The organism is Curtobacterium pusillum (genome assembly GCF_013359865.1).
Lineage (GTDB): Bacteria > Actinomycetota > Actinomycetes > Actinomycetales > Microbacteriaceae > Curtobacterium > Curtobacterium pusillum.
This window is the reverse complement of sequence record NZ_JABMCE010000086.1, coordinates 1-14,416: the sequence shown is the minus strand read 5'-3', so window position 1 is coordinate 14,416 and position 14,416 is coordinate 1. Positions and strand designations below refer to the sequence as shown.

Annotated in this window: 11 protein-coding genes and 1 pseudogene; 5 read left to right on the top strand and 7 right to left on the bottom strand. The window is 72.8% G+C overall.

The genetic code is table 11. The features are described from left to right. Positions 1 to 2: 2 nt before the first annotated feature. The 3 genes from HP507_RS16285 to HP507_RS16275 are packed head-to-tail and all read right to left on the bottom strand — an operon-like array spanning position 3 to position 2,925. Positions 3 to 440, bottom strand: a complete 438-nt coding sequence (locus HP507_RS16285; RefSeq protein ID WP_175352858.1) for a GbsR/MarR family transcriptional regulator — start codon at positions 438 to 440, stop codon at positions 3 to 5. Beyond that, positions 437 to 2,038, bottom strand: a complete 1,602-nt coding sequence (locus tag HP507_RS16280; protein WP_175352857.1) for an ABC transporter permease — start codon at positions 2,036 to 2,038, stop codon at positions 437 to 439. Before HP507_RS16280 ends, HP507_RS16285 begins: the two co-directional genes overlap by 4 nt. Beyond that, positions 2,035 to 2,925 carry an ABC transporter ATP-binding protein gene (locus HP507_RS16275; protein ID WP_175352856.1) on the bottom strand — a complete coding sequence of 297 codons (891 nt, stop codon included), beginning with the start codon at positions 2,923 to 2,925 and terminating at the stop codon, positions 2,035 to 2,037. The genes HP507_RS16280 and HP507_RS16275 overlap by 4 nt, the downstream gene beginning before the upstream one ends. Before the next feature lie 101 nt (positions 2,926 to 3,026). Here HP507_RS16275 and HP507_RS16270 point away from each other — a divergent pair, with 101 nt between their 5' ends. The 3 genes from HP507_RS16270 (at position 3,027) to HP507_RS16260 (ending at position 6,421) form a co-directional block, all read left to right on the top strand. Beyond that, on the top strand, positions 3,027 to 3,935 hold the full coding sequence (locus HP507_RS16270) for an alpha/beta fold hydrolase (RefSeq protein ID WP_175352855.1): 909 nt from the start codon (positions 3,027 to 3,029) through the stop codon (positions 3,933 to 3,935). Between the two features lie 28 nt (positions 3,936 to 3,963). Then, positions 3,964 to 4,845, top strand: coding sequence for a hypothetical protein (locus HP507_RS16265; RefSeq protein ID WP_175352854.1), 882 nt, complete (start codon positions 3,964 to 3,966; stop codon positions 4,843 to 4,845). A gap of 100 nt (positions 4,846 to 4,945) precedes the next feature. Further along, a complete protein-coding gene (locus tag HP507_RS16260; protein ID WP_175352853.1) occupies positions 4,946 to 6,421 on the top strand; it encodes an APC family permease in 1,476 nt (491 codons plus the stop codon). 141 nt (positions 6,422 to 6,562) lie between these two features. On the opposite strand, the gene HP507_RS16255 is transcribed toward HP507_RS16260, so the two are convergent. Together HP507_RS16255 and HP507_RS16250 are read right to left on the bottom strand one after the other, a co-directional pair. Next, positions 6,563 to 7,342: an Fpg/Nei family DNA glycosylase gene (locus HP507_RS16255; protein ID WP_175352852.1), complete on the bottom strand. Its 780-nt coding sequence runs from the start codon at positions 7,340 to 7,342 to the stop codon at positions 6,563 to 6,565. 107 nt (positions 7,343 to 7,449) lie between these two features. Then, positions 7,450 to 12,171: an ATP-dependent helicase gene (locus HP507_RS16250; RefSeq protein ID WP_175352851.1), complete on the bottom strand. Its 4,722-nt coding sequence runs from the start codon at positions 12,169 to 12,171 to the stop codon at positions 7,450 to 7,452. A 171-nt stretch (positions 12,172 to 12,342) separates the two neighbouring features. Here HP507_RS16250 and HP507_RS16245 point away from each other — a divergent pair, with 171 nt between their 5' ends. Together HP507_RS16245 and HP507_RS16240 are read left to right on the top strand one after the other, a co-directional pair. Then, the gene (locus tag HP507_RS16245) at positions 12,343 to 13,020 is read left to right on the top strand and encodes a PadR family transcriptional regulator (RefSeq protein WP_333781366.1); all 678 of its coding nucleotides are present in this window, start codon (positions 12,343 to 12,345) and stop codon (positions 13,018 to 13,020) included. 156 nt (positions 13,021 to 13,176) lie between these two features. Beyond that, positions 13,177 to 13,719, top strand: coding sequence for an NUDIX hydrolase family protein (locus HP507_RS16240; RefSeq protein WP_175352849.1), 543 nt, complete (start codon positions 13,177 to 13,179; stop codon positions 13,717 to 13,719). Positions 13,720 to 13,798: 79 nt separating this feature from the next. Here HP507_RS16240 and HP507_RS16235 read toward each other — a convergent pair whose 3' ends face one another. Beyond that, a complete protein-coding gene (locus tag HP507_RS16235) occupies positions 13,799 to 13,999 on the bottom strand; it encodes a CsbD family protein (protein WP_175352848.1) in 201 nt (66 codons plus the stop codon). A gap of 218 nt (positions 14,000 to 14,217) precedes the next feature. Continuing rightward, positions 14,218 to 14,416 (bottom strand): annotated as a pseudogene (locus HP507_RS17625) (DEAD/DEAH box helicase); the annotation flags it as partial.

The window sequence follows — 14,416 nt, the reverse complement described above, 5'->3', positions numbered from 1 at the left end:
GGTCAGGAGCGCTGCGCGTTCCACTCGTCGAGCAGGTCGGGGATCCGGCGCTGGACGAACCGGAAGAACCCGGCCATGTCGAGCACCCGCTCCCGGGCCGCCGGCACGTCGAGCGACGCCGCCGCGGTCTCCGCGACCGATGCCAGCCGCTCGTACAGGGCCTGGTTGTTCACCGACGCCGCGTACCAGGCGTGCTCGGGCAGCTCGTACACGTAGCGCCGATCACCGGCCGCGCGCCGCCGGGTCATCATGCCGACGGTCTGCAGGTAGCGGACGGCACCGGACACCGCGGCCGGACTGACCTCGAGCTCCGTCGCGAGTTCGGCGGCGGTGAGCGCTGACGACTCGCTCGTGAGCACGGCGACGAGGGCCGCGGCGGGCATGCGGGGGAACCCGGCGTCCGCGAAGGCCTCGACGAGCCGGTTCGCCTCCGGCGTCACGGCGAGACCTCCTGGCGTCGCGCGAGCACGAGGGCGACGGCGCCGAGGAGCACCGCCGTGGCGACGAGCCACCACGCGCCCGACCAGTCGACGTGCGCGGCCGGGACCCCGGGGGTGTGGGTGAACGGGCTGATCTGCCGCGCCCAGTCCGGCACACGCAGCAGGCCGCCGAACTGGCCGAGCACGAGCGCGAGCCCGAGGGCGACCCACACGAGCCACCCGGCGGCCCTCGGGAGCACCACGCCGAGGACGGCCGCGAACGCGACGAGCACGAGCGCGGCCGGCAGCTGCGCGAGCCCCGCGGCCACCGTCGACCAGAACCGGTCCGTCCCCGACCCGGTCGCCACGAAGCACAGCCCACCGACGGCACCCGTCGCGACCGCCACCAGGACCGCGGCGCCGACGCCGACGCCGAGCCACTCCGCGAGCCGTCGGACGCGTCCGACGGGCGTGGCGAGGAGGAGTTCCGAGCGCCCCTCCCGGTCGTCCTCCGCCGCTCGGTTCAGCGCCCCGATGCCCGCCGCCGCCGCGAGGATCGACGTGATCCCCACGACGGCGGCGACGAACTCGTCGAGCAGCGCTCCGCGGCCTCCCGGCACGAGTGTCTCGAGCAGCTTCGTCACCGAGGGGGCGTCGCCGATGGTGTCGATCGCGGTGGTGCCGAGTCCGCCGGCGAACGCCCCGAGCACGGCACCGCCGACCGCCCAGGCGATCACCGTGGTCCGGTGCAGCCGCCAGGCGAGACCGAGCGACGTCCGCATCCGTCCGCCGGCACGTCCCGGCCGCTCCCGGAGCAGACTCGCCCCGAGGTCCCGCCGCCCGCCCACCACGAGGGCCGCGACGACACCGACGACCGCCACCACGAGGCATGGCACGAGCGGCACCAGGTCCTGCCGCGTGAACGGGAAGACGTGCTGACCCCACCCGATCGGACTCAGCCAGCTCGGCCAGGCGCTCACCACGGTCAGCCGGTCGGCGCTCCGGGTGCCCACGGCGTCCCCGGCCGCGCGGAGCAGGTACGTCACGGCGACCACGCCGACACCGATCGCGTTCGTGGCGCGGGCCGTGGGAGCGACCTGGGCCACGACGACCGCGATCCCGGTGTACGCGAGGCCGACGCACGTGGCCGCGGTGCCGGCGAGCGCGGACCCGTCCGCGGGCAACCCTCCGGCGAGGAATCCGAGGGCGACGAGGACACCGAGCAGCACGTTCGCGGCCCCGGACACCCACCCGACGACGACGACGGGGGTCCGACGGTGCACGGGGGTCGCGAGCAGGAGTTCGGTGCGGCCGAGGTCCTCGTCCTGGCGGGTCTGCCGGGTCACCAGGAACACGGACATCAGGCCCGCGACGAGCCCGACGTAGGTGAAGACCTCGAAGAACGCGTACGCACCCTCGTCGGTGCCGTCCGGGACGCCGCGGATCGCCAGGAGGCTCGGGGTCGCGGTGATCAGCTCGACGAGGGTCCGGCGTTCGCTCGCGTCGCCGAAGGCCTGCGGCACGGCCGCGGCGGTGGCGGCGGCGAGCAGACCGGCGACGACCGCCCAGACCGGGACCCGGACCCGCTCGCGGCGGAACGCGGTCCCGATGACACTCACCGCGCCTCCTGGCCGTAGTGGCGGAGGAAGAGCTCCTCGAGCGACGGGGGTTCCACGGTGAGTGTCTCGACGCGGTGCCCGTCGAGCGCCGCGATCACCCCCGCGACCGCGGACGCGTCGGCCCCGAACCGGAGGGTGCCGTCCTCGGCGACGAGGTCGTGGACGCCCGGCAGCGCCTCGATGCGGTCGGCCGGCGCGTCCGTGGTGACGGTGACGGCACTCCGGGTGAGGTGGCGCATGTCCGCCAGGGAGCCCTCCTCGACGACCCGTCCGGCGCGCACGATCGTGACGCGGTCGCAGAGCGCCTCGACCTCGCTGAGGATGTGACTCGACAGCAGGACGGTCGCTCCTTCCGACCGGACGCGGCGGACCTCGGCGCGGAAGACCTCTTCCATCACGGGGTCGAGGCCGCTCGTCGGCTCGTCGAGCACGTACAGGCGGGCCGGCCGGGCGAACGCGGCGACGAGGGCGACCTTCTGTCGGTTCCCCTTCGAGTAGGACCGAGCGTGCTTCCGGGTGTCGAGGTCGAAGTCGCGGACGAGCCGTTCGCGCAGCTGCGGATCGGCGCCGCCGCGGAGACCCGTGAGCAGGTCGATCGTCTCGCCACCGGTGAGGTTCGGCCAGAGCGCGACGTCGCCCGGCACCGACGCGAGGTCCGCGTGCACGGCCACCGCGTCGCGCCACGGGTCCCGCCCGAACACCTGCGCGTCGCCGCCGGTGGCGCGGATGAGCCCGAGCAGCACCCGGATCGTCGTCGACTTGCCGGCGCCGTTCGGTCCGAGGAACCCGTGCACCTCGCCCTCGGCGACCCGGAGGTCCAGTCCGTCGAGGGCGCGGGCGCGTCCGAAGGCCTTCACGAGCCCGGAGGTCACGACCACGTCGTCCATGGCGCGGACGCTACACCTGATTCACGAACTGGTGAATCACTGCGGGCGAACCGGTGTTCTCCCCCTGGTTGCGGGTGTCGACGCAGGCGGTTCCTGCTGTCATGCTCGACAGCACCGACCCCGCCCGGCCCATCCCCGACGGACCCGACGCAGCCTGCGATGCCGCGGTCGAACCACCCCACGAGGACTCCATGGACCAGCACGTCGACCGCACGGTCGTCTCCGCCGACGGAACGGTGATCGCCGTGTCCGACGCGGGTACCGGTCCGGCGCTCGTCGTCGTCGCCGGTGCCTTCGACCACCACGGCACCCCGTTCCTGTCCGGACTCGCCGCCGCTCTCCGCGACCGCTACCGGGTCGTCACGTACGACCGGCGCGGCCGTGGTGCGAGCGGCGACACCGAGCCGTGGTCGATCGACCGCGAGGTCGAGGACCTCGCCGCCGTCGTCGCGAGCATCGGCGGATCCGTCTCGGCGCTCGGCGTCTGCGTCGGCGCGGGCGTGGTGCTGCACGGCCTCGCAGGCGGCGTGCCCCTCGAGGCCGCGGTCCTCTGGGAACCGCCGTACCGCGCGACCGTCGACCCGCACGCGGACGACGTCGTGTTCGCCGACGTCCTCGACGAGCACGTCGCGGTCGGTCGTCGTGCCCAGGCCGTCCGTGCGTTCCTCGCCCAGGTGCTCGGCGTCGCGATGGGGCAGATCACGGCGCTCCGGCTGAAGGGCGCGCTCTGGCGGTCACTGGTCGTGGACGCGCACGTGCTGAGCCGGGACGTCCGGGTGCTCAACGGGCTCGCGATCCCGGAGCGGGTGGCCGCTGCGGTGGGGGTCCCCGTGCTCGTGGCGGCCGGTGGCGATGGACCCGACTGGGTGCGACGGGCGGCGCGAGCGGTCGTCGAGGCCGTCCCGGGCTCGCAGTACGCGGAGGTGCCGGGCCAGGGCCACGTCCCCGAGCCGGAGGCGATCGGTCACGTCCTCGACCGCTTCACCGCCCGGACCACCGCACGGAGCTGACCGCGATCGAAGCCCGGACTGCGAGAGGATGGTCGTCGTGAACGCACCTCGCCTCGGTCTCCTGCTCGACGTCGACGGCCCCATCGCCAGCCCCGTCTCGCGCACCATCGCGATCCCGAGCATCGTCGAGGACCTCGTCGCACTCGCCGCCGAGGGCATCCCGGTCGTGTTCAACACCGGCCGCAGCGACGCGTTCATCCGGCAGGAGGTCGTGGGCCCGCTGCTCGCCGGGGGACTCGCCGCGGGTGGCCGCGTGCACGCCGTCTGCGAGAAGGGCGCCGTGTGGTGCTCCATCGGTCCGCAGTACGAGGGCGGCATGGGCGAGCTCACCGTCGCCGAGGACCTGGCGCTGCCGCGGGACTACGCCGACGAGATGCGCGAACTGGTCCGCGACGAGTACGCCGACCTGGTCTTCTACGACGAGACGAAGCGCGCCATGGTCTCGATCGAGCAGCGCGTCGAGGTGCCCAACGCGACGTACCTCGCGCGTCAGCCGGAGTTCGACGCGAAGGCGATGGCGGCCCTCGAGCGCCGAGGCCTCGGCGTCCGTCGCCTCGACGACGTCCGTCCCGACGCCGACGGCGCCGTCCAGTGGCGCGTCGACCCGACGATCATCTCGACCGACGTCGAGTCCGACCGCAGCGGCAAGGACATGGGCGCCGAGCGCTCGCTCGAGCTCCTCGCGCAGGACGGCGAGCTGCCGCTGGCCTGGCGGACGATGGGGGACTCCCGAAGCGACTACGCGATGGCGGACTGGCTGCACGCGAACGGGCACGACGTCGCCCACGTGGACGTCCGTCCCGCCGACGGGGTGCCGGCGACGCCGTACCCGGTGCTCACCGCACCCGACGGCGTGATCCACGACGAGGCCGGAGCGCGCTTCCTGACGGACTGGCGCCGATCCGCCTGAGCCGAGCCGCGCCTCCAGTGCATTCCCGCTGTTTGCGTGGCGGGCTGGTACACCAGTAACCTCGCGTGGTCCGCCGCCAGCCGATGACGGGAACCACCCCATGGCACCGAAGCTCCGCATCAAGTCCATCGAGGCCTCACTGGCCGATTCCGAGGAGAAGGGGCGGTCCCTCAAGCGGTCGCTGCGGACCTTCGACATCGCGGCGATGGGCATCGCGGTCGCGGTCGGGGCCGGCATCTTCTCGGTGGGGGCGAACGCCGCCGCGAACTTCGCCGGTCCCAGCGTCATCGTCTCGTTCCTGCTCGCCGCCGTCACCTGCGGACTGGCGATCATGTGCTACGCCGAGTTCGCCTCGACGATCCCCGTCGCCGGTTCCGCGTACACCTTCACCTACGCGACGATGGGCGAGCTGCTCGCGTGGATCGTCGGGTGGGACCTCATCCTCGAGACCCTGACCGCCGGCGCCGTGATCGCGAAGTACTGGGGGATCTACCTCAGCACGGCGTTCGACGTGTTCGGCGTGAAGCTGCCCTCCGAGATCGCCATCGGCCCGATCGGGTTCACCTGGGGGCCGGTGCTCATCGTCGGCATCTTCACGGTGCTCCTCGCCTTCGGCACCCGCCTGTCCTCCCGCGTCTCCGCCGTCATCACGATCATCAAGGTCGCGATCGTCGTGTTCGTCATCGTCGCCGGTGCGTTCTTCGTCAAGGCAGCGAACTTCACGCCCTTCATCCCGCCGGCGTCGCCCGCCCGCGGATCGGAGGGCAGCGTCTGGACCCAGTCGCTCGTGTCCTGGTTCACCGGCTCGGAGCCCGCACAGTACGGCGTCTTCGGCCTGCTCGCCGCGGCGTCGCTCGTGTTCTTCGCGTTCATCGGCTTCGACGTCGTCGCGACCAGCGCGGAGGAGACCGAGAACCCGCAGAAGACCCTGCCGCGCGGCATCTTCATCGGTCTCGGCATCGTGACGCTGCTCTACGTCGGCGTCAGCGTGGTCATCACCGGCATGGTGTCGTACCAGCGCCTCGCGCAGGAGGACTCGCCGTCGCTCGCCTCCGCGTTCGACATCGTCGGGCTGCCGTGGGCCGCCGGGATCATCGCCATCGGCTCCCTGATCGGTCTCACCACCGTCGTCATGGTGCTGCTGCTCGGCCTGTCCCGGATCGTGTTCTCGATGAGCCGCGACGGCCTGCTGCCCCGGTGGTTCTCGAAGACGAACCCGAAGACGCAGACCCCCGTGCGCGTGCAGGTCGTCGCCGGTGTCGTCGTCGCGTTCCTCGCCGGGTTCACCGCGGTCGACAAGCTCGAGGGCATGATCAACATCGGCACCCTGTCGGCGTTCGTCCTGGTGTCGATCGGCATCGTCGTGCTGCGTCGTTCGCGGCCGGACGCGCCCCGGGCCTTCCGGGTGCCGTGGTCGCCGGTGCTGCCGATCGTGTCGGCGGTGCTCTGCTTCTGGCTGATGTTGAACCTCGAGGTCGAGACCTGGCTCCGGTTCGTCATCTGGCTCGTGATCGGCTTCGCGATCTACTTCGGGTACAGCCGTCGCCACAGCCGGGTGGGCCAGGGCCTGCGGTAGGGAGCGGCGCCGCTGGGATCGAACCACGTTTCCGACGTCGAACCGCCCTTCGCGGCTGGTTCGATGTCGGTTCCGTGGTTCGGGGCCCTTCGCGCCGCTTGACGTCCTGTGGCCGGCCCGCCCGACTGCGCACGGCGCTGCTCAGGTCTGGCAGCGTGGACACCAGTACGTGTCCCGCAGCGTCAGCTCGGAGTCGCCGAGCTCCCCGTACCGGATCGGCGTCCCACACCGCAGGCACGGCTTCCCCGCGCGCCCGTACACCCAGAATCGCCGACCCGGACGGTCGACGCCGGTCGTCACGCGGGCGCTGCGCTCCCGGTTCGCCAGGATGAGCCGACTCGCGAGCGCGATCATCCGCGCGGGGTCGCGCACCTCGCCCGCCGGCCGGGTCGGCAGCACCCCGCGGAGGAAGCAGAGCTCGTTCCGGTACACGTTCCCGAGGCCGGCGAGCACGCGCTGGTCCAGGAGCGCCAGGCCGACCGGGCGGTCCGGATCGCGCAGCAGGTTCGCCAGTGCGAGGTCCGCGTCCCAGTCCGGTCCGAGCAGATCGGGCCCGAGGTGTCCGACGACCTCGTCTTCCTGGTCGCCCGGCACGACCTCGAGGACGCCGAGCGCGAACCCGACCGTCGAGACGTCGGACGCGTCGAGGATCGCGCGCGCCTGGTGCGCCGGTCGACGCCACCGCTCACCGGGCGCGTAGACGTCCCACCGTCCCTCCATCTTGAGGTGCGAGTGCACGGTCAGGTCGCCGATCCGGTGCAGCAGGTGCTTGCCGCGCGGTACGACCTCGTCCACGGTGCGGCCGACGAGGTCGACGGTCGCGAACGCGGGGACGCGGAAGTCGCTCCGGGTGAGGACCTTGCCGGCGAGCGCCGCGTGCAGGCGGCGTGCGGCTCGGAAGACGGTGTCGCCCTCAGGCACGGCTCACCGCCGTCGGGTGCACATGGACGGATCGGGAGGCGCGGCTCGCCCCGGTCGGGACCGGTCGCGTGGGCGCGCGGGTGCCGTCCACGCCCTTCCGGCTCCGCTCAGACACGGAGTCGCAGTCCTTGCGGGGTGGCGGTGAAGCCCGCTTCTCGCAACGCCCCGCCGAGCGGTGTCTCGAGCACGAAGTCGCCGTCGACCCGCTCGACCGCGAGCTTGCGGAGTCCGCTCCGGACGGTCGCCGCGATCGAGTTCGCGGCGGCCCGGAGGTCAGCGGGGTCGTCCGTGAAGGTGAGGACCGACTTGCCCCCGCGCTCGACGTACACGGCCAGGGCGCCGTCGACGGTCGTGACGAGTGCGCCGGCCTTCCGCCCGGGACGGTGCCCTCGGCCCTTGGTGGCGGCGACGCCGGAGTCGCCGTCGCCGGTGGTGTCGTCGCCCGACGCCTCGGTCGGCCACGGCAGCGAGGCACCGTACGCGTTCGCGGGATCGGTCGCGGCGAGGGTGAGGGCCTCGCGCTTGCGGTCGGGGTCGCCGCGTTCGGTGTCGTCGAGGTCCCGCGCGTACGTCCGGAGCCGGTCGACCGTGGGGCCCGTCGCGAACTGGGCCGCCCCCAGCCCCTCGACGAAGTACCCCCGGCGTGCCCGGCCGGACTCCTCGAACCGCGACAGCACCCGGTACACGCCCGCGAAGCCGCCGCGCACGCCCTCGACCTGCACCGCCCCACGGGTGACGACCCCGTACCGCTCGAGCAGCTGCTCGGCCGTCGCCGCGGCGCGCACTGTGGAGTCGGACTCGGCGAGCGGCAGCAGGGACCAGCGTCCGCCGACGGAGTGTGGACCGGACTGCGTCGGCATCGTCGGCCGACGGCGCCCGCGGTACGCCCGGGTTCGCGGTGCGCCGGAGGTCTTCGCCTTGCCGCCGAGCATCGCCCGGAGCGGGGCGAACGTGTCGTTCGTGATCTGCCCGGCCCAGACGAGGTCCCACAGCGCCGTCCCCAACGCCTGGTCGTCGGTGCTGCCCACGGCCTGCCCGAGCTGCCGGAAGAAGTACGCGCCGCCACCCGCGAGCGCTCCGAGCACGTCCCGCTGGAGTTCGGTGGTCTCGTCCCCGGACGGCTCGGCGAGCGTCGTCGCCGCGGTGTCGGCGAGGTGCAGGCGCACCCATCCGTCGTTGCCCGGCAGGACGCCACCACCGGACCAGAGGACCTCCCCCGTCGCCGTGAGCTCGTCGAGCATGCTCGGGGCGTAGTCGGTGACCCGTGCGGGCAGCACCAGCGTCTCCCACGCGCTGGCGGGCAGGGCGACCCCGGCGAGCTGGTCGATCACCTGCAGCACACCGTCGACGCCGCGCAACCCGCCCCGCGTGCCCGGCGTGTGCACGTGCTGCCAGGCGGGGAGGAAGCGAGCGAGGGTGTCCGGCGACACCGGTTCGACCTCGTGCCGGAGGGCCGCGAGCGACTTCGTCCGGATTCGGCGGAGCACCTCGGCGTCGCACCACTCCGCGCCCTGGCGATCGGGACGGAACTCGCCCTCGACCACGCGTCGGTCGGCCACGAGCCGCCGGAGGGTGTCCTGCACGACCGCGATCCCGAGCCCGAGGCGTTCCGCGGCGTCCTGCGCGGAGAACGGGCCGTGGGACCGGGCGTACCGACCGACCAGATCGCCGAGCGGGTCCGCGACGGGTTCGACGAACGCCGTCGGCACACCGATCGGCAGCGGGACCCCGAGTGCGTCGCGCAGTCGGGAGGCGTCCTCGATCACCGCCCACCTGGTGGCTCCGGCGTGCGAGAACGACAGCACGCGGCGGTCCCGTTCGAGGGCTTCGAGTGCCGTCCGGACGGTGGCCTGAGCCGCAGCACGGTCGTCGGCGGAGGCCAGCCAGCTGCGTTCCACGACCTCGTCGACGTCGAGCGCCCCCACGAGCCGCAGGACGTCCACGATGCCCTCGGTGTCGCGGGCCCGGCGGTCCGGCGAGAGCCGTTGCAGGTCGCGTTCGACCGACGTGATGACGGCTGGGTCGAGCAGCTCCCGGAGCTCCGCACGACCGAGGAGCTCACCGAGCAGGGTCGAGTCGAGGGACAGCGCCGCCGCACGGCGTTCGGCGAGCGGGGAGTCCCCCTCGTACATGAACGCCGCGACGTAACCGAACAGCAGCGACCGGGCGAACGGCGACGGCTGCTCGGTCTCGGTCTCCACCAGCCGGATGCGCCGCCCGGCGATGTCGCCGGCGATCCCGAGCAGCGCCGGCACGTCGTACACGTCCTGCAGCACCTCGCGCACGGTCTCGAGCACGATCGGGAACGACGGGTACTTCTGCGCGACCTCGAGCAGCTGCGACGCCCGCTGGCGCTGCTGCCAGAGCGGAGACCGCTGCCCCGGGTTCCGCCGGGGCAGCAGGAGCGCCCGAGCGGCACACTCGCGGAACCGAGCCGCGAACAGCGCCGACGCCCCGACCTCGTCGGTGACGAGCGTCTCGAGGTCGTCCCGCTCGAACACGAACAGGTCCGCCCCGGGCGGCTCGGCGTCCGTCTCGGGGATGCGCACCACGATGCCGTCGTCGGCCGCCATGGCGTCGCCGTCGATCCCGTGCCGTTCGCGCAGCCGTGCGCCGACCGCCAGGGCCCACGGCGCGTGCACCTGCATGCCGTACGGCGAGTGCAGGATGAGTCGCCAGTCGCCGAGCTCGTCGCGGAAGCGTTCGACCACGAGCGTGGTGTCGTTCGGCACGTGCCCGGTCGCCGCGCGTTGGTCGCGCAGGAACGTCAGCAGGTTCGTGACGGCGCGCTCGTCGAGCCCACCCGCGGCGACCCGGGCGCGGGCGTCGTCGCCCGAGGCGCCCTCGACCTCGCGCACGAAGGCACCCGTGGCGCGGCCGAGTTCGGCGGGCCGGCCGATGCCGTCGCCCTTCCAGAACGGCACCCGCCCCGGCTGCCCGAACGCCGGGCTGACGATCACGCGGTCGTGCGTGATCTCCTCGATGCGCCAGCTCGTCGCGCCGAGGGCGAAGACGTCGCCGACCCGGGACTCGTAGACCATCTCCTCGTCGAGCTCGCCGACGCGGGAGGCCTTCTCGCCGACCATGAACACCCCGAACATGCCGCGGTCCGGGATCGTCCCGCCGCTGGTCACGGCGAGCCGCTGCGCCCCCGGACGCCCGGTCAGCGTGCCGTGCACACGGTCCCACACGAGGCGCGGTCGGAGCTCGGCGAACTCGTCGCTCGGGTACCGCCCCGTGATGAGGTCGAGCGTCGCCTCGAACGCCGAGCGGGGCAGGCCGCTGAACGGGGCGCTGCGCCGGACGAGTTCGAACCAGTGCTCGACGTCGACGGTGTCGATCGCGCCAGCCGCCACGGTGTGCTGCGCGAGGACGTCGAGCGGGTTCGCCGGCACCTGGATCGCCTCGATCTCGCCGGACACCATCCGTTCGACGGTCACCGCGCTGTTGACCAGGTCCGCCCGGTGCTTCGGGAACAGGACGCCCCGGGAGATCTCGCCCACCTGGTGTCCGGCACGACCGACCCGCTGCAGCCCGCTCGCCACCGACGGCGGTGCCTCGACCTGGACGACGAGGTCGACCTCGCCCATGTCGATGCCCAGCTCGAGCGAACTCGTCGCGACGACACAGCGCAGTCGGCCGGACTTGAGGTCGTCCTCGATGATGGCCCGCTGGTCCTTCGACACCGAGCCGTGGTGGGCGCGGGCGAGCACGGGCACGGACGTGTCCGACCCGCCGCCGCCGGTCTGCCCCGAGGCGCCGATCAGCTGCGCGGGTGGCCGCGCGTGCGCCGAGAGCCGCGCGGGGGACTGCGCCCGGGGCAGGGCGGCCGGCAGCCCGTCGTCTTCCGGCGTCACCCCGACCGGTACCAGTGCGTCGTCCTCCACGGAACCGGCTGCGGCGAGCACCCGCTCCTCGTGGATCTCGTTGAGTCGGGCCGTCAGCCGTTCGGCCAGCCGCCGGGAGTTCGCGAAGACGATCGTCGACCGGTGCTCCTCGATCAGGTCGACCACGCGTTCCTCGACGTGTGGCCAGATCGACCCGTTCGTCGGCGACTCGGACGCCTCGGCGCCGACCGGGGGCGCTCCGAGCTCGGCCATGTCGTCCACCGGCACGACGACCCGCAGGTCGAACGTCTTCTGGGCGGGCGGCGCGATGATCGAGACCGGTGCACGGCCGCCGAGGAAGCGCGCGACCTCTTCCGGCGGGCGCACGGTCGCGGAGAGGCCGATGCGCTGCACGGGCTTCTCGAGCAGGTCGTCGAGCCGTTCGAGCGACACGGCGAGGTGCGCCCCGCGCTTGGTCGACGCGACCGCGTGCACCTCGTCCACGATGACGGTGTCGACGTTGACCAGGGTCTCGCGAGCCTGTGACGTGAGCATGAGGTAGAGCGACTCGGGCGTGGTGATGAGGATGTCCGGCGGCTGCCGCAGGAGCCGCTGCCGGTCGGACGACGGGGTGTCCCCGCTGCGGACCCCCACCGTGACGTCGGGAGGCTCGAGCCCGAGGCGCCGGGCCGTCTGGGTGATCCCGACGAGCGGGCTGCGGAGGTTCCGCTCGACGTCGACGCCGAGCGCCTTGAGCGGTGACACGTAGAGCACCCGGGTGCGCTGCTTCGCGGGCGGGCGGTCGGCCGCGGTGATGAGCCGGTCGATCGACCACAGGAACGAGGCCAGCGTCTTGCCGGAGCCCGTCGGGGCGATCACGAGCGCGTGCTGCCCGGTCGAGATCGCGTCCCACGCCCCGGCCTGCGCTGCCGTCGGCGCGTCGAACGCGCCACGGAACCACTCCGCGGTGGCGGGGGAGAAGCGCTCGAGGACGTCCGTCATGGTCCGTCCCATCCTGCCCGCCACCACCGACAGCGGGCCATGCTCGGAGCATCCCTTGACAGAGCGATAGGTAGCGATCTATCGTTGACGCATCGCGATACGACGAAGACCCTTCGAGTCAGACCGATCGCGCGCAGACTCAGCAACAAGGAAGGACTCATCATGCGCCCCATGTATGACGACAACAGCAACACGTTCGGCCGCGACCAGCGCGGCTCCGGTCCGCGCGGCCCTCGCTTCGGCGGCGCGCGGCAGCACCACGGCGCCGGCTTCCCCGGCCGGGACCGCGGTGATCACGACCACGGCGGCCGTGGCTTCGGCCCCGGATTCGGTGGACGCGGCGGTTTCGGCCCCGGATTCGGCGGCCCGGGCTTCGGCGGTCCCGGCTTCGGTGGACCCGGCTTCGGTCGCGAGCGTCGCCGTCGTGGTGACGTCCGCCTCGCGATCCTCGGCCTGCTGGCCGAGGGGCCGCAGAACGGGTACGCCGTGATCAAGACGATCGCCGAGCGCACCGGCGGTGCCTGGAAGCCGAGCCCCGGCTCGGTCTACCCGACGCTCCAGCAGCTCGTCGACGAGGACCTCGTGGTCTCCACGGGCGATGGCCGCAAGACGCTCTTCGAGCTCACCGACGCCGGCAAGGCCGAGGCCGAGGCGAAGGCGGACGAGATCGCGGCCGCGTTCGACGCTCCCGGCCTCCCGGACTCGCAGCGCGAGTTCGTCGAGACGCTCCGGAAGACCATGGGCGTCCTGCACATGTACCGGACGAGCGCGACGGAGGAGCAGGCGAAGGCGGCCACGGCCAAGATCGACCAGCTCCGCAAGGACCTCCTGCAGATCCTCGCCGACTAGCGACGTCACCCATCCGGACAGGAGGCGCGGTGCCAGCCTGCACCGCGCCTCCTGTCCGTCTCCGTCCCGATGAACGCGGCCACGGAGTCGATTCACAACCTCCCCGACCCCCGCGCCTTCCGTCGAACTCGCCGCGGCGACTGGTAGACACGGTGCATGGCCTCGCTGCGCACCCCCGACCCCGACTCCGGCTGGCTGTCCGACGAGGAACTCGCGAACGTCCGTCGTCGGCTGCCGATCTGCTACGTCGAGGCGATCCCCGTCCGGACCGACGGCCTCGGTGTCGTCACCGAGGTCGGCGTGCTGCTGCGCGTCGCCCCGAGCGGCTCCATCGCCCGCACGCTGGTGTCCGGACGCGTGATGTTCGGCGAGTCCATCCGCACGGCGCTGTTCCGGCACCTCGAGAAGGACCTCGGGCCGATGGCGTTCCCGCAGCTGCCGGCGAGCCCGAACCCGTTCACCGTCGCGGAGTACTTCCCGCTGCCCGGAGCCTCCGTCTACACGGACGAGCGACAGCACGCGATCTCCCTCGCGTACGTCGTGCCCGTGACCGGGACGTGCGAGCCCCGGCAGGACGCCCTCGAGCTCACGTGGATGAGCCCGATGGAAGCGGCTTCCGACGCGGTGGCCGAGGAGATGGAGGGCGGGCGCGGTGCCCTGCTCCGCGCCGGCCTGGCCTCGGTCGGCGCGCTCATGTAGCCGCGCTCTCCCCGCGACGAAGCCCCGGTTCCCTGTGGGAACCGGGGCTTCGCAGCTCGGTCGGACGACCGGCTTGGTCCTACTTGTCGTCGTTGAAGCTGTCGGCGACGCCGTGCGCGGCGTCCTTGACGTCCGTGACGCCCTGCTTGGCCGAGGCCTTGGCCTGATCGGTCTGGCCCTCGGCCTTGAGGCGGTCGTTGTCCGTCACGTTGCCGGCGCCTTCCTTGGCCTTGCCTGCCGCCTTCTCAGCGGCGTTCTTGATGTCATCGATCCCGGCCATAGGCACTCCTTCCACCAGCGGACGTTTCCCCGTCGGCCGCTCGCGCGGCCTCCGGTGACCCAGAACGTACGCGTCTCGGACGAGTCCGCTCGCAGGGAGCGTCAAGGTTGTCCCGCGCCCGCCCCGCCCGCCACGCAAAACACCGGTGCCCGTGGGCCGAACCCCGGAATGCGGGTGTTCGACCGACGGGCACCGGTGTTTTGCGGAAGGGATCAGTGTCAGCGGGCGGAGCCGGCCGGACGGGAGGCGCGGCGCGAGCCACCACGACGGTTGCCGCCCGACTCGGTGCCGGTCCCACGACCCGCGGCGTAGCCGCCCTCGGACGACCAGACGGGAGCGGACCCGCCCCGGACCACGTCACTCGACGCGCGGCGGCTGCCGCCGCTGCGGCGACCGCCCGCCGCGGCACCCGAACGC